26 protein-coding genes are annotated in these 22,140 nt (G+C 68.3%); 3 read left to right on the plus strand and 23 right to left on the minus strand.

The features are described from left to right. Positions 1 to 157: 157 nt before the first annotated feature. The 12 genes from ACN27A_RS00005 to ACN27A_RS00060 form a co-directional block, all read right to left on the minus strand. On the minus strand, positions 158 to 1,117 hold the full coding sequence (locus ACN27A_RS00005; RefSeq protein ID WP_421448726.1) for a bifunctional DNA primase/polymerase: 960 nt from the start codon (positions 1,115 to 1,117) through the stop codon (positions 158 to 160). 179 nt (positions 1,118 to 1,296) lie between these two features. Next, positions 1,297 to 1,590, minus strand: a complete 294-nt coding sequence (locus tag ACN27A_RS00010) for a hypothetical protein (protein ID WP_421448727.1) — start codon at positions 1,588 to 1,590, stop codon at positions 1,297 to 1,299. Beyond that, a complete protein-coding gene (locus tag ACN27A_RS00015) occupies positions 1,587 to 1,826 on the minus strand; it encodes a hypothetical protein (protein ID WP_421448728.1) in 240 nt (79 codons plus the stop codon). Before ACN27A_RS00015 ends, ACN27A_RS00010 begins: the two co-directional genes overlap by 4 nt. Positions 1,827 to 1,973: 147 nt before the next feature. Beyond that, positions 1,974 to 4,145 carry a cell division protein FtsK gene (locus tag ACN27A_RS00020; protein WP_421448730.1) on the minus strand — a complete coding sequence of 724 codons (2,172 nt, stop codon included), beginning with the start codon at positions 4,143 to 4,145 and terminating at the stop codon, positions 1,974 to 1,976. A gap of 95 nt (positions 4,146 to 4,240) precedes the next feature. Next, the gene (locus ACN27A_RS00025; RefSeq protein ID WP_421448731.1) at positions 4,241 to 4,441 is read right to left on the minus strand and encodes a hypothetical protein; all 201 of its coding nucleotides are present in this window, start codon (positions 4,439 to 4,441) and stop codon (positions 4,241 to 4,243) included. An 88-nt stretch (positions 4,442 to 4,529) separates the two neighbouring features. Then, positions 4,530 to 4,700, minus strand: a complete 171-nt coding sequence (locus ACN27A_RS00030; protein WP_357084521.1) for a hypothetical protein — start codon at positions 4,698 to 4,700, stop codon at positions 4,530 to 4,532. A gap of 30 nt (positions 4,701 to 4,730) precedes the next feature. Then, positions 4,731 to 5,198 (minus strand): DUF3307 domain-containing protein, encoded by a 468-nt coding sequence (locus ACN27A_RS00035; RefSeq protein WP_421448734.1) that lies wholly within the window; start codon positions 5,196 to 5,198, stop codon positions 4,731 to 4,733. A 90-nt stretch (positions 5,199 to 5,288) separates the two neighbouring features. After that, complete coding sequence (locus ACN27A_RS00040; protein WP_421448735.1) at positions 5,289 to 6,176, minus strand: ABC transporter permease; 888 nt, start codon at positions 6,174 to 6,176, stop codon at positions 5,289 to 5,291. Beyond that, positions 6,173 to 6,352, minus strand: coding sequence for a hypothetical protein (locus ACN27A_RS00045; RefSeq protein ID WP_421448736.1), 180 nt, complete (start codon positions 6,350 to 6,352; stop codon positions 6,173 to 6,175). The genes ACN27A_RS00040 and ACN27A_RS00045 overlap by 4 nt, the downstream gene beginning before the upstream one ends. Further along, the gene (locus tag ACN27A_RS00050) at positions 6,349 to 7,023 is read right to left on the minus strand and encodes an NUDIX domain-containing protein (RefSeq protein ID WP_421448737.1); all 675 of its coding nucleotides are present in this window, start codon (positions 7,021 to 7,023) and stop codon (positions 6,349 to 6,351) included. The genes ACN27A_RS00045 and ACN27A_RS00050 overlap by 4 nt, the downstream gene beginning before the upstream one ends. After that, on the minus strand, positions 7,020 to 7,394 hold the full coding sequence (locus tag ACN27A_RS00055; protein ID WP_421448738.1) for an RRQRL motif-containing zinc-binding protein: 375 nt from the start codon (positions 7,392 to 7,394) through the stop codon (positions 7,020 to 7,022). Before ACN27A_RS00055 ends, ACN27A_RS00050 begins: the two co-directional genes overlap by 4 nt. Then, positions 7,394 to 7,645, minus strand: a complete 252-nt coding sequence (locus ACN27A_RS00060; protein ID WP_421448741.1) for a DUF6284 family protein — start codon at positions 7,643 to 7,645, stop codon at positions 7,394 to 7,396. Before ACN27A_RS00060 ends, ACN27A_RS00055 begins: the two co-directional genes overlap by 1 nt. A gap of 738 nt (positions 7,646 to 8,383) precedes the next feature. On the opposite strand from ACN27A_RS00060, the gene ACN27A_RS00065 reads away from it, so the two are divergent. Further along, positions 8,384 to 9,550 carry a hypothetical protein gene (locus tag ACN27A_RS00065; RefSeq protein WP_421448742.1) on the plus strand — a complete coding sequence of 389 codons (1,167 nt, stop codon included), beginning with the start codon at positions 8,384 to 8,386 and terminating at the stop codon, positions 9,548 to 9,550. A 4-nt stretch (positions 9,551 to 9,554) separates the two neighbouring features. Next, positions 9,555 to 10,100 carry a cysteine hydrolase gene (locus ACN27A_RS00070; protein WP_421448744.1) on the plus strand — a complete coding sequence of 182 codons (546 nt, stop codon included), beginning with the start codon at positions 9,555 to 9,557 and terminating at the stop codon, positions 10,098 to 10,100. A gap of 24 nt (positions 10,101 to 10,124) precedes the next feature. Here the strand turns inward: ACN27A_RS00070 and ACN27A_RS00075 are convergent, their stop codons facing one another. After that, complete coding sequence (locus ACN27A_RS00075; protein WP_421448746.1) at positions 10,125 to 11,429, minus strand: hypothetical protein; 1,305 nt, start codon at positions 11,427 to 11,429, stop codon at positions 10,125 to 10,127. A gap of 359 nt (positions 11,430 to 11,788) precedes the next feature. Between ACN27A_RS00075 and ACN27A_RS00080 the strand changes: the two genes are divergently transcribed. Beyond that, positions 11,789 to 13,420 (plus strand): restriction endonuclease, encoded by a 1,632-nt coding sequence (locus ACN27A_RS00080; RefSeq protein ID WP_421448748.1) that lies wholly within the window; start codon positions 11,789 to 11,791, stop codon positions 13,418 to 13,420. Positions 13,421 to 13,538: 118 nt separating this feature from the next. Here the strand turns inward: ACN27A_RS00080 and ACN27A_RS00085 are convergent, their stop codons facing one another. The 10 genes from ACN27A_RS00085 to ACN27A_RS00130 all read right to left on the minus strand — a co-directional run bounded on the left by ACN27A_RS00085 (position 13,539) and on the right by ACN27A_RS00130 (position 22,054). Next, a complete protein-coding gene (locus ACN27A_RS00085; protein WP_421448751.1) occupies positions 13,539 to 14,741 on the minus strand; it encodes a tyrosine-type recombinase/integrase in 1,203 nt (400 codons plus the stop codon). Further along, positions 14,741 to 14,947, minus strand: a complete 207-nt coding sequence (locus ACN27A_RS00090) for a helix-turn-helix transcriptional regulator (RefSeq protein ID WP_350928780.1) — start codon at positions 14,945 to 14,947, stop codon at positions 14,741 to 14,743. The genes ACN27A_RS00085 and ACN27A_RS00090 overlap by 1 nt, the downstream gene beginning before the upstream one ends. A 510-nt stretch (positions 14,948 to 15,457) precedes the next feature. After that, entirely contained in the window at positions 15,458 to 17,017 is a 1,560-nt protein-coding gene (locus ACN27A_RS00095) for a hypothetical protein (protein WP_421448753.1), read from the minus strand. Then, positions 17,014 to 17,973 (minus strand): bifunctional DNA primase/polymerase, encoded by a 960-nt coding sequence (locus ACN27A_RS00100; RefSeq protein ID WP_421448726.1) that lies wholly within the window; start codon positions 17,971 to 17,973, stop codon positions 17,014 to 17,016. The genes ACN27A_RS00095 and ACN27A_RS00100 overlap by 4 nt, the downstream gene beginning before the upstream one ends. Before the next feature lie 179 nt (positions 17,974 to 18,152). Beyond that, a complete protein-coding gene (locus tag ACN27A_RS00105; protein WP_421448727.1) occupies positions 18,153 to 18,446 on the minus strand; it encodes a hypothetical protein in 294 nt (97 codons plus the stop codon). After that, complete coding sequence (locus tag ACN27A_RS00110; protein ID WP_421448728.1) at positions 18,443 to 18,682, minus strand: hypothetical protein; 240 nt, start codon at positions 18,680 to 18,682, stop codon at positions 18,443 to 18,445. Before ACN27A_RS00110 ends, ACN27A_RS00105 begins: the two co-directional genes overlap by 4 nt. A 147-nt stretch (positions 18,683 to 18,829) precedes the next feature. After that, on the minus strand, positions 18,830 to 21,001 hold the full coding sequence (locus tag ACN27A_RS00115; protein ID WP_421448730.1) for a cell division protein FtsK: 2,172 nt from the start codon (positions 20,999 to 21,001) through the stop codon (positions 18,830 to 18,832). A 95-nt stretch (positions 21,002 to 21,096) separates the two neighbouring features. Beyond that, a complete protein-coding gene (locus ACN27A_RS00120; protein WP_421448731.1) occupies positions 21,097 to 21,297 on the minus strand; it encodes a hypothetical protein in 201 nt (66 codons plus the stop codon). An 88-nt stretch (positions 21,298 to 21,385) separates the two neighbouring features. Beyond that, complete coding sequence (locus ACN27A_RS00125) at positions 21,386 to 21,556, minus strand: hypothetical protein (RefSeq protein ID WP_357084521.1); 171 nt, start codon at positions 21,554 to 21,556, stop codon at positions 21,386 to 21,388. A gap of 30 nt (positions 21,557 to 21,586) precedes the next feature. Then, positions 21,587 to 22,054 (minus strand): DUF3307 domain-containing protein, encoded by a 468-nt coding sequence (locus ACN27A_RS00130; protein ID WP_421448734.1) that lies wholly within the window; start codon positions 22,052 to 22,054, stop codon positions 21,587 to 21,589. Positions 22,055 to 22,140 lie beyond the last annotated feature (86 nt).

Consider the following 22,140-nt stretch of genomic DNA (forward strand, 5'->3'; position numbering starts at 1 on the left):
GAATCTTCGTCAGCGGCGGTGGCCAGGCCACCGGAGACGGCCTCCATGTGGACCAGCGACCCGGCCGACACGTACGTGTCGGGTAGCAACCCGTCGACGAGCGCGGCCTTGAGCACGCGGATGGTCTCCGGCCCGGAGCCGATCTGTAGGCGGGTGGTCATGCCGCCGCCCTTCCGATGGTGGCGAGACTTCGCGGGTTACGTGCCCCGGTGCGCAGGCCGGACGCGATCGTGCGAGCGACCTCGGCGGGCCGCAGGCCGATCGACAACGCAGCCGGTTCCAAAACGGCGGTCACATCGTCGTCGGTGAGCGCCCCGCCGGCGGCCAGCTGGCCGAGGGCGACGGCGGAGGTGAACAGGGCGTGGTTGCGCTGCCCGTCCGGGGCGGCGGTGAGGTGGGCGACCTGGCGGCGGATCGCCGCTGCCACGTAGGGGCCGTGCCGGTCGGCCGGCAGTGCCACCGGGGCGGGTCGGTAGGCCGGTCTTGGGGCGGGGGTGAGTAGCCCGGCCAGCCATGCGGGCAGCGGCGCCGGTTCGCAGTCCAGCGCCACCGTGTACGGGCGGCCGGCGACGGTGCTGCCGGCGGCGACGACGTAGCCGCCGTGCGCGCGGGTGTCGACCTTCCACCCCAACCCGCCCCGCTCGCCGGTCGTGTTGCGCAACTCGGGGCCGCCGGTCGGGTGGCGGTAGTACAGGTGACTTCCGCCCCGGCCGGTGGTGACGGTGTATGTGGTGTCGATGCTGCCGCCGTGGCGGGCGGCGAGGGTGGTGAGTACGTCCAGGCCGTTACGCGCCCCGGCCCATTCGGCGGGCGGGGTGTCGTCGGGGCGCTTCGGCACGTCCAGGTCGACCACCGCCAGCGCGGACGGGCCGCACGCGATACCGACGCCGTAGGGGCGCGTCGACCATGCGCGCCGGATGCGGTTCGGGTCGGTCGTGGCGCGGGGTTCCCAGCCGAGGTGTTGGCCGGCGGCGTGGCAGCGCGGGTCGAGCTGGGTGCAGGTGTCGGCGGTGTGGTCGGGGAAGGCGGGTCGCTTGTCGTCGGGGCGCAGCGGGAAGACGTGCCATCCGCGCGCGGCGTGGGCAAGAGCAGCGGCCAACAGGCCAGGATCGGGCATGAGGTCCCTTCCTTCGGTCGATGGCGGACACAGGGGCGTAGAGGGCGGCTCTGGCCGCCCCGCGAGCGCTGAGGGCGTGTGAGCCGGGCAGCGGGGGCCTTGCAGGCAGGGCCGGACGTCATGGGTGGTGTGGCAGTAGCGGGCGGCGGTGCCGATCCAGTGGCGGCACCGCCCGCCGGTCACTGCCCGGCCCGCCCGGGTCGAGGCCGGGCCGCAATGGCCGCCCGGGTCACGGCCTGGCGCAGGTCACCGAGTAGCCCGACCAACTGGCGGCGGGCGGCCAGTTCGCCGGGGGCGAGGGCGACCCTGACGCGTACCTCGGCGTGCTCCCGGCCGGTGGCGGTACGCACCCTGACGAGGACGGCGCGGGCGTGGCCGGCGACGTCGACCACGATTTCGTCGGAGCGGTGCTCGCCGAGGTTGCAGCGGTGGTCCCTGCCGCACCAGTCGGTGTGCCCGGCGCGGCGGTTCACGGGTGGCCGTCGCGGTACTCGGCGCGGATGTAGTCGAGCAGCCGACGGCCGGCGCGTACGCGGATGCCGGTGCCGTCGCAGCGGGTGCAGTCGCGACGGGTGCCGATGCTCGTGCGGTGAAAACGCGCACCACGGCAGCGGCGGCAGCGTCCCCACGGCGACGCCGCGCACAGGATCAGATACCACGTTGCGTAACCGAGGGCGGCGAGGCTAGCGAGCGGCAGGATGGTGGTCACAGGATGCCTCCACAGGCCGTTTCGAGGGTGTGGAAGGCTGACGCCGCTAGGAACTAGGGCGCTGGCCAGGGTTGGGATTGGTTGCTAGCGGGGGTGCTAGGTCTAGCGGGGGGTGCCGCTAGACCTAGCGACCGCACGCTGTCCGGGTTAGGCGGCTTTGTCGCCGCGCCGCTTATTACGCTCCGCGACCGCATCGGCGATGTGGGTCCGTTCGATGCCGCGCCGGTTGGCGCCCTTGCCGGTGGCCGGGTCGGTGCCCCATACCTGCCCGGTGGTGATGCCGTAGGGCTTGAGTGCTGCCGTGAGCTGATCGCGGGTCAGCTCCCCGTACGCCTCACGGTTGAGGTCGGCGAGCCGCTCGGTGAGCGTCTCGGCCCATACCTTCGGCTCGGTCGCGGGGACGACGGTGAGGATGTCGTCGAGCAGGGTGTCTCGGCGTGCCGCCGGGGTGGCCGGGGTCTGTCCGATGGCGTGGCCGGTAAGGGTGCCGGCGGCTTCGCGTAGGGCGCGTGCCCGGTCGGTGATCTTCTCGGCGGTGGGGCCGTCGACGTAGAAGGTGCGAACGATCTGCGCGTCGTCGGCGGCGCCGACGAGGTAGCCGACGCCCTTGTCCTTCTTGGCGAACATGGTCGCCCGGATGCCGTTCTTGTAGGCCGAGGTGCCCAGGATCATGTCGTTTTCGATCTGGCCCATGACCCGCAGGCAGAACCGCGTACCGGCGTTCGCCGAGACGCCGGTGGGCAGGCTCTTGGCGTCGGGCCGTTGGGTGGCGACGACGAGGATGACGCCCAGGGCGCGACCGAGCTTGATGATTTTCTCGGCCAGTTCGCCGGCTTCCTTGCCGAACTCCGGGTGCGAGAAGAGTTCCTGCACCTCATCGAGGGCGACGACCAGCCAGTGAAGGCCCAACTTCTTGCGGCGGGCAAGTTCGGGGGTGACCTTGTTGTCCGGGCACACCGCTTTCGGGAGTCCCTTGATGACGGCGGCGCGGCGCTGGCACTCCTTGCGCAGCTCCCGCAACGCCAACAGCCCTTCCTCGGCGGTGTCGTCGTCCTGCCCCGACGCGTACCGGGCGGACACCTTCTCCAGGGGGTCGAGGCCGCCGGTGCCCTTGAAGTCGAAGCACCACAGTTCCGCGTACGGGTCGAGGGCGGCGGCGAGCATCGGCACCTGCGTGGCAGCGGTCTTGCCGTAGCCGGGAATCGACCCGATGAGCAGGTTCGTGTACGGCAGTTCGAAGGAGATGACCCGGCCGCGTGGGTCGGTGCCGAACGGCACCGGACGGCCCAGGTCGAACCCGCCCGTGGCCTTGAGCAGCGGCCACGGCTTCGGCGGGGTGGCGGCCATGTCCTGATCGCCCACCCACAGCAGCAGCCGGCCCGGGTGCACCTCCGGCTGTCCCTCCGGCCACACACAGCCGAGAGGGCGGGTGAGGCCGGCGGCGAGCCGGTCCCGGCGCTCGATCACGTCCCCGGCCGTCACACCGGGCGGCAGGTCGATGTCGGCCCGCCACCCCGGCCCGTCGCGCACGATCGGCGCGGTGAACGCGATAGCGCGCTGTCCCTGCTTGGCGATGGCCTGAGTGATGCCGGAAATACCGAGCACGGCCAGGGCGCGCACCACCACATCGGAGGTGAGCCGGGCGACGCGGGGGATGACCACGGCGGTGTCGAGTAGCGGCTTGTCGGCCGGCTGCCCGAACATCCCACACAACGTCACCAGCATCGCGAGCACCGCCCAGCGGGACCACGGCGGCGCGAACGCCACCGCGACACCACCGGCGAGGGTGACGGCGAGGGTGAAGGTGGCGACGATGCCGCGCCACCGCACCCGCCGGTCACGCTGACGCGACAGCTTCAGGTACAGCTCGCCGTCGCGGGTCTGGGAGGTCGACTGCCGCAACTGCTCGCCTTCCCAATCGAACAGCCACCGGGTCGCACCCGAGGCGATCCGGGCGGCACCGGCGGGGGCGCGTAGCAGCAGCTTGCCGCCGTACTTGGGTAGGCGGGTGGCGTGGTAGGCGCTGGTGTGCAGCAGGTGCCCCACCGCCCACCGCATCACGTCGCGCAGCTCGGCGCGCGACCGCAGCCACGCGGGCAGGATCGGGCGCCGCTGCCCGGCGCGCACACCGGAGAGGGTGAACCGCGGGGACTTCTGCGCGTCAGGCGAGTCGACCAGCGCCGGCCCGCCGTCGTCGTCGGGGTCGGTGGTGCGGGCGGCGCGGGCGGCGTCCAGGTCGACCACCTCCGCATCCGGGCCGGTGATGTCGGCTTCGGCAGCCTGCCAGTCGAATCGGTCGTCATCGTGGGGGGACGTCATGATGGGGGTTCCTCCATCTGATCCGTCAGGGTCGGGGGTTGAGGGCCGGCGGCGCGGCGCAGGTTGGTCGCCAGGGGCCGCGCCGCCGGGCCGGGTCAGAAGCGGATGCGGATGGGGCCGGTCACGGTGTCGGCCTGAATGCCGACGCGGGCGTTACCGGTGACGGTGTTCTCGGTCCGGCCCGGCTTGGTGTCGGTGTCCTTGGGGGTCTTGCTGGTGTCGCGGCGGCCGGTGACCTCACCGGCCTGCACGGCGACGCGGTCGGTGCCGGAGGCGACGTTGGTGCGCTTGCCCATAGCGGGGGTGCTCCTTCGGTTGGGCCGTCCAGGGGGTCTGGCGGCTTCCGCGCGTCACCGGGTGATGAGCCGGTGACGACGGGAGCGGTCAGCTCTTGACGGAGATGCGGTTGCCGCAGTCGCCGCAGGTCGCGTGCGTGCGCTGGCTGTCGGCGGTGATGTCGCGCCAGTTGCTTTCGTTGCCGCAGGCCGGGCACCACAACTGCGAGGTGCCGGTGGTGATGCGCCCGCCGCTGGAGCCGATCGAGATGCTTGCCATCAGGGCTTTCTCCTTCGCTGAGGGGTCGGGTTAGGCGGCGCAGAACAGGGCGGCGATGAACAGCCAGCCGATATGCCATGACTGGTCGAGGGCGTAGGCGCCGGTGCCCAAGCTCGGGTTGTCGTCGCGGCCGGGCCGAGGTGCGCCGAGGGCGTAGAAGCGGGCCGAGCCGAGAGCGGCGGCGATGCGCTGGAGCGGGGTGCGCCGGTCGGCGACGTAGTGGGAGACGGCGGAGATGGTCAGCCCGACCGCCACGCCGGACGGGTCGAGCCGCAGGCCGGTACCGGCCACCAGGAAGACGAGGGCCAGTACGGCGGTGAGGGTGTAGGTGGCGACGTGGGCGGCGCAGGCGATACGGCCCGGCCAGCCAGGCTGGCCCTTGCAGTCGGCCTGGTGCTGTGTCTGTACCCAGTGATCGGCAACCTGGTGGGCGACGTAGAGGGCGACGAACACAGCAGCGAAGGCGGCAGCGTGACGGCCGGTGGGGTCTGCGAACATGGGTGGTCTCTCCTGAGGTCTTTGGCTGAGGGGTGAGGGCCGGCGGCGCGGCGCGGTTTCTGAGGCCATGGGCCGCGCCGCCGGGCATAGCTAGTCGTGGGTGCGGACGAGGTGGGCGAGGGCGGCTCCCATGCCGAGCACCGCGACCGGGAGGCACGCGACGGCGGTGGTGATCCACCACGGGGCCGATTCGATGCCGGCCGCGACGAGCAGGTGGTAGGCGACCTGGCCAAGCGCGCCGACGGCGAGGGAGCCGAGCGCGGACCACTTGGCGAACCGTCGCGCCGCGTCCGGCACCCGACCGGACAGCCACACGTAGAGGGCATACGCGCCGTAGGTCTCGACACCGATCGGCAGGGTGATCGCGGTGTTCAGGCTGAACCCGTCCGCGATGCCGGGCAGCGGGTGCACCACGCCGAACCCGGTGAGTCCGCCGAGTCCGACCCACCCGGACCAGATCGCCACGAACGCGGGCAGCGCCAGCAGGATCACCGGCCACACCACCGCCGGTCGGACCGGCGCGGACGGGGTGGGCGTGTCCGGGTGACCGACCACCGTGACCTGCTCGACCTGCTCGGCGGGCGTGATCTTCGTCGGGGTGCCCGGGGTCGGGTCGGCCGGTGGGGTGTGCTCGGGTGCGACCGGGGCGGGTGCCGGGTGCGGGCCGATCGGCTCGGCGTAGTCCAGCGGCACCGCAGCCGGCTCGCCGAGGTCGGCCGGGGCGTCGGTGAGGGGCAGCAGAGCACCCCGGACGATCATCGCCGTACGGATCTGCTCGGTGCGGGTGCGCTGGGCGTGCTCGGCCTTGAGGCGGGCGAGCAGGTCATCAGCCTTCGGCGCACCGATGTGGAACTCCCGCATCAGCCGGTTACGCGACGGGAACTGCTGTCCGTCGGGCAGGTCCAGGGCGCGGGCGGCCGGCAGGAGGGCGTCTACCGGCTGCGGGTAGCGGGTGCCGTTGATCGTGGGGGCGGTCATCGGGTGGTGTCCTTTCGGGTAGCGGGTCGGGGGGTCGGGTGGGGCCGGTGCTCGCTGACGCCCCATGTGCGGCCCGCCTTCGCGGAGCCGGTGAAGCCACCGGAGCCGGCGGACTTGAACACGTCGCCGCTGCCGGACACCGGCTTGCGGGTCCGCTGCGGCTCCAGTGCCGTCACCGGGTCACCTCGTCCAACTCGGCGGCGAGCAGGCCACGGTGGGCGGGGAACACCTGACCGTCGTAGGCGTCGGCGAGGTAGTCGGCGAGCACGTCGTAGTCGTCGGCGGGCAGCCACAACGCCCGCCGGGCGTCGTCCGCGCCGGTCACCGGCGGGAAGTCGCCGCGGCGGTGGTGGCCGATCCAGGTGCGGGCAAGGACGGTGACCATCCATGCCTCATCCGAGGCGCGGGGGTCGGGCACGTAGCGCGGCGCCGACAGCTCCCAGCGGGCATCGGGAAGGATCAGGCCGGTTTCCTCGGCCAGCTCCCGCACGGCGGCATCGGCCGGCGTCTCGCCGGGGTCGACGTAGCCGCCGGGCAACGCCCAGCCGTGGCCGTCACCGCGCTCCACCATCACGATCCAGCGGTGCCGGTTCTCGTCCCAGAGCGACACCAGGGCGTCGGCGCAGACCTGCTCGCCCCAGTGACCAAGCTGGTTGCGGCCGTAGCGGATCCCCGTCGGCGCGTACGGGTTGACCGGCCTCCCGTCGACCAGCGGGAACGGAAGTGCGGCCGTGGCCCGGCGGGCGGACCAGTCGATGGCGGTGGGGTCCATGGTCGGGTCGGCCCACGGCGCCCCGGCGGCGATGCCGTCCAGAACGCTCGGGTGGGTGTAGGTGCGGCAAGTCATGCGGCGGCCTCCATCGGGTGGGCGCATTCAAGGCACTCGCCGAGCGAGCGCGGGATGTAGTACGGCCGCACCTGACGGCAGATGCGGCAGGTGCGGCGGGCGGTCAGCGCGGCGCGGACCGCCCGCAGCTGGGCGGGGGTGGCGGTGCGCTTCGGACGGGCCAGGTCGACCCGGTACAGGTACGCGGCGCGGGTACCGCCAACACCGCGCCAGAGCACCTGGGCGGCGATCGGCTGACCACCGGGCCGTAGGCCGGCGGCGCGTAGTTGGCGGCGGGTGGCGTAGCCGGGCGGTGCGCCGCGCCACCAGTAGGTGGGGATGCCGTACCGCGTGCCCTCCGGGTCGTAAAAGGCGGCGCGGATGCGCGACATCAGGCCGCGCGGTGCGGGCCGGCGAGGGTGCCGGCGGCCAGCTCGGCGGCGGCGCGGGTAACGCGGGCCTCGGCCCGGCGCAGCCGCCGCCAGTCCAACGCGGTCGGGCCGCCGTGGTCCTCGGCGTACAGCATCGTGATTTCGGCGTCGAGCACGTCCAGTTCGGCCGCGATCAACGGCCACTCCGTGTCGATCGCGGCCAAGTCGGCAGCGGTCGGCTCGGCGGTCACGGGAGCGAGGTGCGTTCGCACAGGAACCTCCGGTACAGGTCAAAACGGCGGGGGGAACCCTCGGAACCGAGCCGGTGCCGCGACCGAGTAGCAGACGTGCTACCAGCCCGGAAACCGAGGTTGTGCAGCACGCGCTAACCGCTTCGCTCGCCCCGCTCGCCCGGGACATACCGGGGTCGACCACCAGGTGGTTCAAGGCAGGGAGTGCCGCTCGGCGGCCTCACGCGTGCTCATTCCTGTCGCTGTGGAGTTGTCAATGAACGGCCTGATCCGGCGTCTCATGGGCGTGCGGCAACGTGTGCCGTCGTCCCCCGAGCCATCCGGCCGGTACAACCTGACGTTGTATTCGTGACGCTACAGCGTCACGTTGTATTCGGGCAAGCACTCATACCGCGTAGGCTTGTACTGATGACTGACGCTGACCTGCCCGCCGACTGGTGGACGACGGACCACGTACGCACCTACCTCGCTTCGGTAGGTGCCCCGATCAGTCGTGCAACCTGGGCTTCTTACGTCTCACGGGGGCAGGCGCCCGCACCTGATCGGATGTTCGGCCGGTCCCCAGCCTGGCAGCCCGAGACCATCCGAAAGTGGCAGGCCGAGAGGCCACGTAGAGGCACCATCGGCTAGGTCGGATCATCTGGTGCCTCCCGTCCTCGGCTCCCGTCTGCGGCGGCACCTTGCTCGCCTGGCAATGAGACTGCCTGGCCGGCATCGTTTCGGGCATCTCCTACGCACGGACACGTAAGGACATGGGGTATGTCCACTGAGGTCCCTCGGCAGTACAAGCCGAACCTTGTGCTGGTCAACCGCCGTAAGGCGGCCGGCTGGGAGTCACGCAAGCGAGCGGCGCGAGAGCTGCACCGCATTGGCCAACAGCGCGGCATCCGAGAGACGCCCACGGTCGAGGCCATCGAGAAAGCGATGTACCGCCACGAGACCGGCCGCGTCGCGGTCACCGACCCGATTTACCGGCAGCTCTACTGCCTGGCGTACGGAGCGAAGCCCCACGACCTATTCGGTGAGCTAACCAGTGGCGCTGAGGACCGGCCGCACTTCTCGGCGCGATCTCACAAGTTCGTGACGGCGTTTGTCGGCGCCGACGGCGCTGCCCGCCTGCGGGAGGTCGCAGGCTGCGCGCCAGCGGTGGGGGAGTGGCATACCTGCTACTCGGTACCCGTCGAGCACCCGGAAGGTGACTGCACCCTGTACGTCTGGCCCTGCGGGTCGGTGGTCTTCCACCTTGTCGAGCCTGTGCAGCTGTCCACGATTGCGGCGCTGGCCGCGTGGCGGGTAGCGTCGTACGGCGACAACATCAATTGGGCTATCGACTACCTCGCGCCCATTGCGCCGGTCGAAGATGAGTCTGCGGTGTATGTGCTCGGTGCTCACTGGGTCGTTGAGCCAGCCTGGCCGGCAGAGTTGCTGGGAACTGCGCTACGCATCATGTCGACGCCGAAGGTGTTGCTACACCGTGACCGCCCTATGGATGACGAACACCTGGCGCACGCCGAACTGATCGAGCAGTCGTTGCTATCCGAGGCGTACGATCACGTGGGCATCGAGTCGTTCGGCTTGCAGGGCATCTCGGTGGGCTACGCCTCATGGTCCGGAGTCGTCTACCATCCGATCGCTGCCGAGCGTTCCTTGACGGAGGCTGAGGTAATCTCCTGCGAGCTAGCGATCCAATCCATGTGGGCGTATAGCGACGCGATCGCCCGTCAGGTCGAGCAGGGGCAAGACCCGCAGGTGCCGTCCGAGTATGGTTGGCGCTACCTTCGGGGGGTGCGCTCTCGCCTCACTATTTCCCGCCTGCGTGAGCCCGGACAGCATCAGGCGATGCGTCGGGCGATCCTGCGGACGTGCGATCTCATGCCAGCCCTAGACCAAGCCATCGAAACCCTCCGTGAGACGGATCGAGGTTAATCCAATGACATCGGGTCGCCCTGTACTTGTCGTGACCGACATGCAAAACGGTTTTGTGCGTGAGCAATCAGCACACGTCGTTCCTGTCGTTGTCGACCTGGTGCGCCGTTGGCAGGCAGTTGGCGGCGACACGCTATTCACCCGGTACCTGAACTATCCAGGAAGTCCGTTCGAGCGCTTCTTTGGTTGGCAACGGCTTCAGTCTTCCCCTGACATCGATTTCGTGCCCGAGTTGCGCCCGTACGTAGATCAGGGCGTAACGCTTGACAAAAGGATCTATAGTCCATTCACCTCGGAGGGTGTGGCGCTGTTCAAGCAGCGCGGATGGGAAGAGTTCTACTTCTGTGGGATCGCTACCGAAAGCTGCGTCTTGAAGGGTGCGGTGGACGCATTTGAGCACGACCTCACGCCTTGGCTGCTCGCGGATGCCTCGGCAAGCCATGCGGGCATTCAGGCGCACGAGGCGGGACTACTGGTCGCACGGCGGTTCATCGGTCCGCGCCAGGTGATCGGGACCGCCGACATTCCCACTGCACTCATCAGCCGGTAGGAAACGCCAAGGACGGGTGAGGGATTAGGCGTCAGACTTAAATGGACCTATCTCCCAGACGCGCGCAACGGGCAGCAGGAAATTAGGGATCGCCCCGCCAAGGTCAGTGAAGTTGTCTTCGTCAAAAGTTCGCTTTCCTCCCCGGTCCTTGAAGATAGAAAATGCCTGTAGGAGGCGACCATCTTTTGTCATCGCTGTCACGGTGATGGCTTCCTCGCGATCCGGCCGGTCTCTTGCGGGTTTGAACCCTGGTGCGTTGAAGTCTTCATCGGGGTGTACGAATGCCACCCATTGTTCCCCGACGAGAATTAGGCCGTTAGCGCTTTCTCTGCGAACTTCGTCGGCGAGTCGCTGTAGGGCTAGCCGCTTGGTTTCCTGATTCGGAAATTGCATCGGCAGTTGAGCGACCACTCGATCGTCAATCAGAAGATAAGCGAATGTGTGGTGGGATTCATCAACGCTCAGAACCATTTTTGCAGTCTTTAGGAGATTCGGAACGCGCGCTATGGCGTCCCCCGATCCAGGGTCAAAATCCATCCCGTATTTCTCGACAGCTCCTCTAACCTGTTCCTCGGTGGTTATGCCTATGGGTACCCGTATCTCGGCAATCTCATATCCCGACTTCAGGTCGACATGCAGTGCGCGATTCTGGTCAACTGGATCCATGCAAATAGCTCGCGTCCCTGTGTGCGAATCCACGCAGCTTGGTTCACGTGTCGGGAGGTTGCAGGTGTCCACGCCCGCCTTGCTGTGGGCGGTGCCAATCACGTGGGCGATACGGCTGTATGCGCGGGACGTGGCATCCAGCAGTTCCCAATCGGGCAGCATGCGATCGACCCAGCGGCGATCTATGGAGATAGTGCCCTCGGGTCGCAATGCATTTTGGGTCAGGATTGTCCGCAGGATCTGTCTGGTGGTGAAGCGTGGTGGGAAACGGAAGGTCTTTTCGTACTCGTGGGTCCAGTCGTATGAAATTCTTACTCGCGCTTCACTGTGAATTTCGAGATCGGCTTCCTTGACGATTCGGTTTCGGGCTTTAACAACCCAACCCATCGCGGGGTCTGCCTTGACTGAGTCTTGCCATGCGCCGTACCATTCTTGAAAGTCCGGAAGATTGCTCTTCTGCTTCTGTAGCAGCCAGGTGACGTTTCGCAAATTCTGGATCAGGGAATTCAGGTTTAGGCGGAAGCCTTCTGGATCCATGTATTTCTCTGCGGTCATGTGCCAATGCACATGGCAGTCCATTAGGCGGCGATGCGCGTCCTTGATGGGGCAAGGCGCTCCTTCGATGGCACCTTGCTTCTGGCGACTGGCTTGACTCGCAGGCATCCGTGCATAGTACGGCGAGTTGCCCGGCTGGCGAGCGCCGTGAATGTGGCTGGATGCCCGTCCGGATCCGGGGACCAGGTGGGGACCACACGTCGTGCGCGGTGGTGGTCGGTATGCCTTCGGCTGCACGGCCTGATCTTGGGGATAGCGTGTGTGACGTGCGGGAACGCTTACCGAAGCGTCCTGGGGGTCAAGGGGTCGTCGGTTCGAATCCGGCCGTCCCGACGGTGTGAAGTAGCAGGTCAGTGGCATCTCCGCTGAAGCGGAGATGCCCTGCTTCTGGTGGCTGGGGACCACTTGGGGACCCAAAGTGGTCGCCATGCCCCTGATCGAGCGTCGCTCCGGGGTCAGGAGGGCTTGTGTCAGGGTTCGAGGTCAAGCTCCATTCAGAGCATGAACACCTTGCCGAACTCTGCTCGATGTACTGGGCCACGGGGGAGGACGGTGCGTTCCTATACACCGTCAAAGCCCTAGCTGAACGATTTAACGAACCCTTCAAGATAAGCAAGATCGTCTCCGAGGCATGCTATGCAGTGTCATTGGAACGTCGCTGCAACCACTGTGGTAAGGGCTTCGTCTACAGGTCACGGGCGCAGTGGACGACAGGCGCCAGGAACGCGAATCTTCCGTGCCGGAGTTGCAGCGAAGAGAAGCAGCGAAGGCGGGAAGAGCAGCGGCAGCGCGAGGAGGCTGCCTTTGCTGCGATCATCCTCGAACGCTTTCCTGTCGTGGAGGGCGAGTTGGCACCTCGTGCCGAGAACCTTGATATGCCAGTGGCATTTGCTCTGGCAGCGATTCTCGAAGACGCTGAAGAAACCTCGCGCGGGATCACCATTCCAGTAGCCAAGCGTACCGATCGTTTGACCCCAACTTTCGACTATGACTTCAGCCTGCTTAGTTCATTGACCGATTCGGGGCTGTTGCGGCTGCATCCTTCCTCATCGCGCGATGCCTTCGTTTGGAACGATGATGGCACCCTAGGCGACTCCCACTATCCCGCACTTGTTTCTTACTACCTGCCGGGTAGTGGTCCTCTTGAGGACCGGGCCGAGAAATATCTAAAGAGTTTCGCTGAAGTCGTGTCTCGTGAAGCTTGGCCCGATCGGTGGATTGGTCAGTTCTCTAGGTTCTGGGTCGACGTGGCTGTTGCTGAGTGCAAAGCTTACCTAGTCCATATGCTTGAACGTCATGGCTTGGATTTCACGCCGGGGCAGAAGACGGACGATGTATTTCGTCGCGCTCTTAAATGGTTCTCCATCGGTCAGGTATTTTACTTCATTTGGCGAGCCGCAAAGGAAAGTGCTGCCTACCTCGCAAGGGAGAGGGTCCCCGCAAAGCAGGCTGCTAATAGCGCGGTGACGAGGATCTCGGGGGAAGTGGACCGAGCCTACGCTCAAGGCTGGCAAGTGAGTGTTTATCACAGAGACTCGCGTCTGCCGCTGTCCACCTTGTCGCATATTCTCTTTTCAAGAGCGTTAAGGCTCGACGATCCGATGTCCTATTCGCCGGTCGATCTTCCTCCTAGGCGAGCAGGGCTTGAGCTTTCTTGGGGGAAGATCGACTCGGCAACCTTTGAACGACTCATCTTTCAATTGGTGGTTGAAACGGAAGGGTATGAGAACGTTGATTGGCTGATGCATACCAACGCTCCGGACCACGGTCGCGATATAAGCGCAGTGCGTCTACGTAAAGACCCATTGAGCGGTCACAGTTCGCAGAGGGTTGCAATCCAGTGTAAGCATTGGCTTTCAACTTCGGTGCGCGATGTGGATGCAAACCAGGCGGTAGTGAGTTTGGGGCATTGGCAAGATCCGCCGTTCGATGTGCTTGTCATCGCTACGAGTGGCAGATTCACAGCAGATGCTGTGACTTGGATTGAACGGCATAACGCGCGGAATGGGCGCCCAGTTATTGAAGTCTGGAACGATGCCAGCTTGGAGGCTCTCCTCAGTGAACGGCCGCACCTGATTCGGGCCTACGAACTTCGATAAGCTTCGCTTGCGATACTGGCTGCGGAGACGGCCTTTTAATGTCTTGTCGTGGGCTCCCTGTATGGCTGTGCTGGAGCGGGAAACTTTGACCCGCTCCAGCACGATAGAGACGCCGCTGTTAGATCGCGAGTAGTCCAGAGTAACCCGAGTGGCGAGCCTTTAGATGGGCACTTAGTGCGGTGCCGGCATCCGTGATGGTCTGTCGGTCCGGGTGAAGATACCTCTGGGTCGTGGTGAGCGACCCATGCCCGGCGATCTTCCGTAAAACGTGCACCGGTACCCCGGCGTCAGCCATCCAGGTCAGCCCGGTGTGCCGCAGGTCGTGCCGGCGTAGATGTTCGTAGCCCAGCTTTGTCACCACCTCGTCCCAGTGCGTCGCGTCCCGCAGCACGGCGGTGCTGATCCGTCCACCACGCGGCCCGGTGAACAGTCGGGAGTGCGGCTCGGCGACCGAGTCCAGGCGGCGAGCGACGATCGGTCGCACTTCCTCGATCAGCGGAACCACGCGTGCGCGCTTCCCCTTGGTGCCCTTGTCGACCAGGCCGCCGGGGCTGGGCGTGGTTTGTCGGCGTACCGTCCACATCCACAATTTCCGGTCGATGTCCTCGGCGCGGACGCCGGAAACCTCGCCGATTCTGGCCGCTGTGCAGGCGGCGAAGATGACGACGTCTCCCCATCCGGGAAAGGCGTTGGCGGATCGTTCCACCAGCGCGGCGGCGAGCGTGGTCAGCGATTCCCAGTCGGGCAGGGCGAGCGTGCGCGGGTCGTCCAACTCGTCTTCTGCTTGCCGGTATTCGCGCTGCCAACCGGTTACCTGTGCGGGATTGCGTGGGATGATGCCGTCCCGTACGCCCTGCTCCATCACCCGGACCAGCACGGCAAGACTATTCTTGACCGTGGAACGGCTGCACTCGTCGGCAATCCAGCCGTGCACGGCCCGGTCAACGGCACCGTTCGTGATCATTCGTACGGGGATGTGACCGAGGGCGGGCACCACCCGTTTCCGCCAGCCGGCGAGGTATGGATCTAGCGTCTTCCGCTCCAGGCCACGTAGCGCCAGCGTCATCACGCCCTCGCCGTATTCGGCCAGTCGCTTTGTCGCGGCGACTGGGTCGACGCCGCCTTGCGCTGCACTGGCCATCCTGTCGATCCATGCTTGGGCCTCTTCGGGGGTGGCGACCGTCGTCGACTTGGACAGCCGGCGCTTTGTGGTTGGGTCGACCCATCGGACGCGCGCCCGGTAGGGACGATCTCGGCCTGGACGGAACTCCACATCGGAGGCGAGGTGCACGCCGATAGGTGCCTGCTGCGGAGGGGCCATCATGCCGCCTTCGGATAGACCCGGCGAGCGGAGAGCCATCGCTCTACGTCGGCCGTCGCGTACTTCACCACGCGGTCGGAAATCTGAATGAACGGCGGACCCTGCAAGGGCGGGACAGTACGCCACCGCCGGATGGTCGACGGGTCGACGTCGAGCAGTCCGGCAAGCTCCTCGGTGGACATGAACGGCTTCGGCGAGAGCCGCATGACGTTCTCTACCTCCGGTGAGGTGGGCGTTTCTGGCGGGAAGTTCTGCGTCACGAGTCGCACGGTGAGCGCCTTTCGGGCGAGAGGTGCCATCGAGAAAGGGTTGGGAAGGTCAGGCTGTAGGGACGCGCTGGGCGGCCCCCTGAGAGCGCCATGAAGCCAAGATCTGCGGCGGGCGGGGGTGAAGGGATGCGCCGGAGTGTCTGTGTGGCTCTCAGCGGGCCGCCCTACGTCGGCGGGCGGCGGGTGGTTGGTGTGTTGCTGCGCGGGAGGGCTGAACCATCTCCGCATCTCCGCATCTCCGCAAACATGGCTGTGAGCTGGGCGAATGCTTGCGGAGATGCGGAGTTCCGTTGAGGGGTCATCTCCGCAAGAGGCCGTCATCTCCGCAGTCGGTTGCGGAGATGCGGAGATCGATGATCCTCTAGGTTTTGATCTCCGCAGAGTGTTTCCCCTGGTGGAGCGGGGTTGGTGCGGCGTTGCGGAGATGCGGAGATGGTTCAGCGGGTTTCACCCCTGGTGGCGTTCGACCCAGAACACGGACCGGTCGCCGCGGTCGTTCTTGCCGGCTCGGATGACGTGATCGCCGCGCCAGCGTCCGGCCTGCCCGGTGAGCAGCCGGCCGAGTTGCAGCGGGTTGGGTAGCCGGCCGTTGTGGGTGGTGATGAACTGCCCGTCCCACGGGTCGTTGACGTCGCTGCCGAGGTGCATGGGTTCGGCGTCTTGGCGGAGTTCGGCGGCGGTCATTGCACGGCTGCCGTGGCGGTCGTGCCAGCAGGTGAGGAATGCGCGCCAGCGCGTTTCGTCTTCATCGATTTCACGGATGTCGGCGGCGTTGGTGAGGAACCCGTCGATGCCGTGGTGCGCGAGGAACCCGCCGAGGGCTTGCGCCCACGGCGTGAACTGCCGCATCGACAACCCCGTCACCCGTGGCGCACCTCGCCGCGTCCAGTCGAGCACGAGGACCAGGAGGTGCCACAGGACGGTGAGTTGGTTGGCGGGGTCGGTGATCCACTGGTCGAGGTGGGGGATGCCGAACCCTCGTTGGTCGCGCAGCTCGGGGCGGGGCATGTTCGGGTCGAGGTGCACCCGCACCGTGCGGGACGCCATGTCCCCGCCGACTTGCAAGTTGTTGCCGGTGGCCATCCATAGCCGGTCGTTGACGGTGGCGACGTTGCGCGACGCCCCTAGCTGTCGGTCGGACCACACGCCGGAGGTGACGAGTTGGGCGAGCACGGCGGAGTCGATGACGGTGCCTTCGGCGAGGTTGTCCCAGATGACCACGCCGACCTGCTCGGCGAGAACCGCGGTGATGCTTTTGCGGAGTTCTTCGTCGGAGTAGGCCCAGGTCATGACGCGCTGGCCGTAGAGCATTCCCGGCCCGGCGGTGAGGATCGTCTTCCCGGATGACGGCATGGTGGCGTCGATGAGCGCGAACGGCGTCAGGCTGCGGGTGAAGTGCCGCAGGATCGGCGTGGCCAGCAGCGCCACGTAGTTCGCTCGATCGGCAGCGGACGCCCACGGGAAGTCACGCAGGAACCGGCCGAGCAGGAACGTACGCGCCTCCTCCACCTGCTCGGCGGTGGGCTCATCCGGCACGGGCGGCAGCGCCACCTTGGACGCGAGGTAGAGGCCAGTCGCCGGGTCGTAGCCGGGCCGCTGCAACAGGGTGCCGTCACGGCGCAGCACCGGGGCACCGATGATCCCGCGCAGCGGCGGCACGCCCGGCCACGTCTTGCCGGCCAGCACCGACGACAGGATGTCGCGGGGCGGGGTCACCTCGTCTTCAAACATCTCCGGGTCGCCGGTGTCGCTCTTGCGGGTCTTGAGCCGGTACACGTAGGCGTGTTCCGCGAGCAGCCCGGCCAGGCCGGCGGGGTTGACCATGCTCGCCGACACCGGCAGCGGCGAATCTTCGTCAGCGGCGGTGGCCAGGCCACCGGAGACGGCCTCCATGTGGACCAGCGACCCGGCCGACACGTACGTGTCGGGTAGCAACCCGTCGACGAGCGCGGCCTTGAGCACGCGGATGGTCTCCGGCCCGGAGCCGATCTGTAGGCGGGTGGTCATGCCGCCGCCCTTCCGATGGTGGCGAGACTTCGCGGGTTACGTGCCCCGGTGCGCAGGCCGGACGCGATCGTGCGAGCGACCTCGGCGGGCCGCAGGCCGATCGACAACGCAGCCGGTTCCAAAACGGCGGTCACATCGTCGTCGGTGAGCGCCCCGCCGGCGGCCAGCTGGCCGAGGGCGACGGCGGAGGTGAACAGGGCGTGGTTGCGCTGCCCGTCCGGGGCGGCGGTGAGGTGGGCGACCTGGCGGCGGATCGCCGCTGCCACGTAGGGGCCGTGCCGGTCGGCCGGCAGTGCCACCGGGGCGGGTCGGTAGGCCGGTCTTGGGGCGGGGGTGAGTAGCCCGGCCAGCCATGCGGGCAGCGGCGCCGGTTCGCAGTCCAGCGCCACCGTGTACGGGCGGCCGGCGACGGTGCTGCCGGCGGCGACGACGTAGCCGCCGTGCGCGCGGGTGTCGACCTTCCACCCCAACCCGCCCCGCTCGCCGGTCGTGTTGCGCAACTCGGGGCCGCCGGTCGGGTGGCGGTAGTACAGGTGACTTCCGCCCCGGCCGGTGGTGACGGTGTATGTGGTGTCGATGCTGCCGCCGTGGCGGGCGGCGAGGGTGGTGAGTACGTCCAGGCCGTTACGCGCCCCGGCCCATTCGGCGGGCGGGGTGTCGTCGGGGCGCTTCGGCACGTCCAGGTCGACCACCGCCAGCGCGGACGGGCCGCACGCGATACCGACGCCGTAGGGGCGCGTCGACCATGCGCGCCGGATGCGGTTCGGGTCGGTCGTGGCGCGGGGTTCCCAGCCGAGGTGTTGGCCGGCGGCGTGGCAGCGCGGGTCGAGCTGGGTGCAGGTGTCGGCGGTGTGGTCGGGGAAGGCGGGTCGCTTGTCGTCGGGGCGCAGCGGGAAGACGTGCCATCCGCGCGCGGCGTGGGCAAGAGCAGCGGCCAACAGGCCAGGATCGGGCATGAGGTCCCTTCCTTCGGTCGATGGCGGACACAGGGGCGTAGAGGGCGGCTCTGGCCGCCCCGCGAGCGCTGAGGGCGTGTGAGCCGGGCAGCGGGGGCCTTGCAGGCAGGGCCGGACGTCATGGGTGGTGTGGCAGTAGCGGGCGGCGGTGCCGATCCAGTGGCGGCACCGCCCGCCGGTCACTGCCCGGCCCGCCCGGGTCGAGGCCGGGCCGCAATGGCCGCCCGGGTCACGGCCTGGCGCAGGTCACCGAGTAGCCCGACCAACTGGCGGCGGGCGGCCAGTTCGCCGGGGGCGAGGGCGACCCTGACGCGTACCTCGGCGTGCTCCCGGCCGGTGGCGGTACGCACCCTGACGAGGACGGCGCGGGCGTGGCCGGCGACGTCGACCACGATTTCGTCGGAGCGGTGCTCGCCGAGGTTGCAGCGGTGGTCCCTGCCGCACCAGTCGGTGTGCCCGGCGCGGCGGTTCACGGGTGGCCGTCGCGGTACTCGGCGCGGATGTAGTCGAGCAGCCGACGGCCGGCGCGTACGCGGATGCCGGTGCCGTCGCAGCGGGTGCAGTCGCGACGGGTGCCGATGCTCGTGCGGTGAAAACGCGCACCACGGCAGCGGCGGCAGCGTCCCCACGGCGACGCCGCGCACAGGATCAGATACCACGTTGCGTAACCGAGGGCGGCGAGGCTAGCGAGCGGCAGGATGGTGGTCACAGGATGCCTCCACAGGCCGTTTCGAGGGTGTGGAAGGCTGACGCCGCTAGGAACTAGGGCGCTGGCCAGGGTTGGGATTGGTTGCTAGCGGGGGTGCTAGGTCTAGCGGGGGGTGCCGCTAGACCTAGCGACCGCACGCTGTCCGGGTTAGGCGGCTTTGTCGCCGCGCCGCTTATTACGCTCCGCGACCGCATCGGCGATGTGGGTCCGTTCGATGCCGCGCCGGTTGGCGCCCTTGCCGGTGGCCGGGTCGGTGCCCCATACCTGCCCGGTGGTGATGCCGTAGGGCTTGAGTGCTGCCGTGAGCTGATCGCGGGTCAGCTCCCCGTACGCCTCACGGTTGAGGTCGGCGAGCCGCTCGGTGAGCGTCTCGGCCCATACCTTCGGCTCGGTCGCGGGGACGACGGTGAGGATGTCGTCGAGCAGGGTGTCTCGGCGTGCCGCCGGGGTGGCCGGGGTCTGTCCGATGGCGTGGCCGGTAAGGGTGCCGGCGGCTTCGCGTAGGGCGCGTGCCCGGTCGGTGATCTTCTCGGCGGTGGGGCCGTCGACGTAGAAGGTGCGAACGATCTGCGCGTCGTCGGCGGCGCCGACGAGGTAGCCGACGCCCTTGTCCTTCTTGGCGAACATGGTCGCCCGGATGCCGTTCTTGTAGGCCGAGGTGCCCAGGATCATGTCGTTTTCGATCTGGCCCATGACCCGCAGGCAGAACCGCGTACCGGCGTTCGCCGAGACGCCGGTGGGCAGGCTCTTGGCGTCGGGCCGTTGGGTGGCGACGACGAGGATGACGCCCAGGGCGCGACCGAGCTTGATGATTTTCTCGGCCAGTTCGCCGGCTTCCTTGCCGAACTCCGGGTGCGAGAAGAGTTCCTGCACCTCATCGAGGGCGACGACCAGCCAGTGAAGGCCCAACTTCTTGCGGCGGGCAAGTTCGGGGGTGACCTTGTTGTCCGGGCACACCGCTTTCGGGAGTCCCTTGATGACGGCGGCGCGGCGCTGGCACTCCTTGCGCAGCTCCCGCAACGCCAACAGCCCTTCCTCGGCGGTGTCGTCGTCCTGCCCCGACGCGTACCGGGCGGACACCTTCTCCAGGGGGTCGAGGCCGCCGGTGCCCTTGAAGTCGAAGCACCACAGTTCCGCGTACGGGTCGAGGGCGGCGGCGAGCATCGGCACCTGCGTGGCAGCGGTCTTGCCGTAGCCGGGAATCGACCCGATGAGCAGGTTCGTGTACGGCAGTTCGAAGGAGATGACCCGGCCGCGTGGGTCGGTGCCGAACGGCACCGGACGGCCCAGGTCGAACCCGCCCGTGGCCTTGAGCAGCGGCCACGGCTTCGGCGGGGTGGCGGCCATGTCCTGATCGCCCACCCACAGCAGCAGCCGGCCCGGGTGCACCTCCGGCTGTCCCTCCGGCCACACACAGCCGAGAGGGCGGGTGAGGCCGGCGGCGAGCCGGTCCCGGCGCTCGATCACGTCCCCGGCCGTCACACCGGGCGGCAGGTCGATGTCGGCCCGCCACCCCGGCCCGTCGCGCACGATCGGCGCGGTGAACGCGATAGCGCGCTGTCCCTGCTTGGCGATGGCCTGAGTGATGCCGGAAATACCGAGCACGGCCAGGGCGCGCACCACCACATCGGAGGTGAGCCGGGCGACGCGGGGGATGACCACGGCGGTGTCGAGTAGCGGCTTGTCGGCCGGCTGCCCGAACATCCCACACAACGTCACCAGCATCGCGAGCACCGCCCAGCGGGACCACGGCGGCGCGAACGCCACCGCGACACCACCGGCGAGGGTGACGGCGAGGGTGAAGGTGGCGACGATGCCGCGCCACCGCACCCGCCGGTCACGCTGACGCGACAGCTTCAGGTACAGCTCGCCGTCGCGGGTCTGGGAGGTCGACTGCCGCAACTGCTCGCCTTCCCAATCGAACAGCCACCGGGTCGCACCCGAGGCGATCCGGGCGGCACCGGCGGGGGCGCGTAGCAGCAGCTTGCCGCCGTACTTGGGTAGGCGGGTGGCGTGGTAGGCGCTGGTGTGCAGCAGGTGCCCCACCGCCCACCGCATCACGTCGCGCAGCTCGGCGCGCGACCGCAGCCACGCGGGCAGGATCGGGCGCCGCTGCCCGGCGCGCACACCGGAGAGGGTGAACCGCGGGGACTTCTGCGCGTCAGGCGAGTCGACCAGCGCCGGCCCGCCGTCGTCGTCGGGGTCGGTGGTGCGGGCGGCGCGGGCGGCGTCCAGGTCGACCACCTCCGCATCCGGGCCGGTGATGTCGGCTTCGGCAGCCTGCCAGTCGAATCGGTCGTCATCGTGGGGGGACGTCATGATGGGGGTTCCTCCATCTGATCCGTCAGGGTCGGGGGTTGAGGGCCGGCGGCGCGGCGCAGGTTGGTCGCCAGGGGCCGCGCCGCCGGGCCGGGTCAGAAGCGGATGCGGATGGGGCCGGTCACGGTGTCGGCCTGAATGCCGACGCGGGCGTTACCGGTGACGGTGTTCTCGGTCCGGCCCGGCTTGGTGTCGGTGTCCTTGGGGGTCTTGCTGGTGTCGCGGCGGCCGGTGACCTCACCGGCCTGCACGGCGACGCGGTCGGTGCCGGAGGCGACGTTGGTGCGCTTGCCCATAGCGGGGGTGCTCCTTCGGTTGGGCCGTCCAGGGGGTCTGGCGGCTTCCGCGCGTCACCGGGTGATGAGCCGGTGACGACGGGAGCGGTCAGCTCTTGACGGAGATGCGGTTGCCGCAGTCGCCGCAGGTCGCGTGCGTGCGCTGGCTGTCGGCGGTGATGTCGCGCCAGTTGCTTTCGTTGCCGCAGGCCGGGCACCACAACTGCGAGGTGCCGGTGGTGATGCGCCCGCCGCTGGAGCCGATCGAGATGCTTGCCATCAGGGCTTTCTCCTTCGCTGAGGGGTCGGGTTAGGCGGCGCAGAACAGGGCGGCGATGAACAGCCAGCCGATATGCCATGACTGGTCGAGGGCGTAGGCGCCGGTGCCCAAGCTCGGGTTGTCGTCGCGGCCGGGCCGAGGTGCGCCGAGGGCGTAGAAGCGGGCCGAGCCGAGAGCGGCGGCGATGCGCTGGAGCGGGGTGCGCCGGTCGGCGACGTAGTGGGAGACGGCGGAGATGGTCAGCCCGACCGCCACGCCGGACGGGTCGAGCCGCAGGCCGGTACCGGCCACCAGGAAGACGAGGGCCAGTACGGCGGTGAGGGTGTAGGTGGCGACGTGGGCGGCGCAGGCGATACGGCCCGGCCAGCCAGGCTGGCCCTTGCAGTCGGCCTGGTGCTGTGTCTGTACCCAGTGATCGGCAACCTGGTGGGCGACGTAGAGGGCGACGAACACAGCAGCGAAGGCGGCAGCGTGACGGCCGGTGGGGTCTGCGAACATGGGTGGTCTCTCCTGAGGTCTTTGGCTGAGGGGTGAGGGCCGGCGGCGCGGCGCGGTTTCTGAGGCCATGGGCCGCGCCGCCGGGC

Origin of the sequence: Micromonospora sp. WMMD737, assembly GCF_049179055.1 — a bacterium.
Taxonomy (GTDB): domain Bacteria; phylum Actinomycetota; class Actinomycetes; order Mycobacteriales; family Micromonosporaceae; genus Micromonospora; species Micromonospora reichwaldensis.

Coding starts and splice junctions, on each gene's coding strand:
- ACN27A_RS00070 (WP_421448744.1), top strand. CDS start 9,555: ATGACATCGGGTCGCCCTGTACTTGTCGTGACCGACATGCAAAACGGT.
- ACN27A_RS00025 (WP_421448731.1), bottom strand. CDS start 4,441: ATGGGCAAGCGCACCAACGTCGCCTCCGGCACCGACCGCGTCGCCGTG.
- ACN27A_RS00085 (WP_421448751.1), bottom strand. CDS start 14,741: ATGGCCCCTCCGCAGCAGGCACCTATCGGCGTGCACCTCGCCTCCGAT.
- ACN27A_RS00050 (WP_421448737.1), bottom strand. CDS start 7,023: ATGACTTGCCGCACCTACACCCACCCGAGCGTTCTGGACGGCATCGCC.
- ACN27A_RS00125 (WP_357084521.1), bottom strand. CDS start 21,556: ATGGCAAGCATCTCGATCGGCTCCAGCGGCGGGCGCATCACCACCGGC.
- ACN27A_RS00030 (WP_357084521.1), bottom strand. CDS start 4,700: ATGGCAAGCATCTCGATCGGCTCCAGCGGCGGGCGCATCACCACCGGC.
- ACN27A_RS00055 (WP_421448738.1), bottom strand. CDS start 7,394: ATGTCGCGCATCCGCGCCGCCTTTTACGACCCGGAGGGCACGCGGTAC.
- ACN27A_RS00035 (WP_421448734.1), bottom strand. CDS start 5,198: ATGTTCGCAGACCCCACCGGCCGTCACGCTGCCGCCTTCGCTGCTGTG.
- ACN27A_RS00120 (WP_421448731.1), bottom strand. CDS start 21,297: ATGGGCAAGCGCACCAACGTCGCCTCCGGCACCGACCGCGTCGCCGTG.
- ACN27A_RS00090 (WP_350928780.1), bottom strand. CDS start 14,947: ATGCGGCTCTCGCCGAAGCCGTTCATGTCCACCGAGGAGCTTGCCGGA.
- ACN27A_RS00100 (WP_421448726.1), bottom strand. CDS start 17,973: ATGCCCGATCCTGGCCTGTTGGCCGCTGCTCTTGCCCACGCCGCGCGC.
- ACN27A_RS00075 (WP_421448746.1), bottom strand. CDS start 11,429: ATGCCTGCGAGTCAAGCCAGTCGCCAGAAGCAAGGTGCCATCGAAGGA.
- ACN27A_RS00115 (WP_421448730.1), bottom strand. CDS start 21,001: ATGACGTCCCCCCACGATGACGACCGATTCGACTGGCAGGCTGCCGAA.
- ACN27A_RS00005 (WP_421448726.1), bottom strand. CDS start 1,117: ATGCCCGATCCTGGCCTGTTGGCCGCTGCTCTTGCCCACGCCGCGCGC.
- ACN27A_RS00065 (WP_421448742.1), top strand. CDS start 8,384: ATGTCCACTGAGGTCCCTCGGCAGTACAAGCCGAACCTTGTGCTGGTC.
- ACN27A_RS00020 (WP_421448730.1), bottom strand. CDS start 4,145: ATGACGTCCCCCCACGATGACGACCGATTCGACTGGCAGGCTGCCGAA.
- ACN27A_RS00095 (WP_421448753.1), bottom strand. CDS start 17,017: ATGACCACCCGCCTACAGATCGGCTCCGGGCCGGAGACCATCCGCGTG.
- ACN27A_RS00130 (WP_421448734.1), bottom strand. CDS start 22,054: ATGTTCGCAGACCCCACCGGCCGTCACGCTGCCGCCTTCGCTGCTGTG.
- ACN27A_RS00040 (WP_421448735.1), bottom strand. CDS start 6,176: ATGACCGCCCCCACGATCAACGGCACCCGCTACCCGCAGCCGGTAGAC.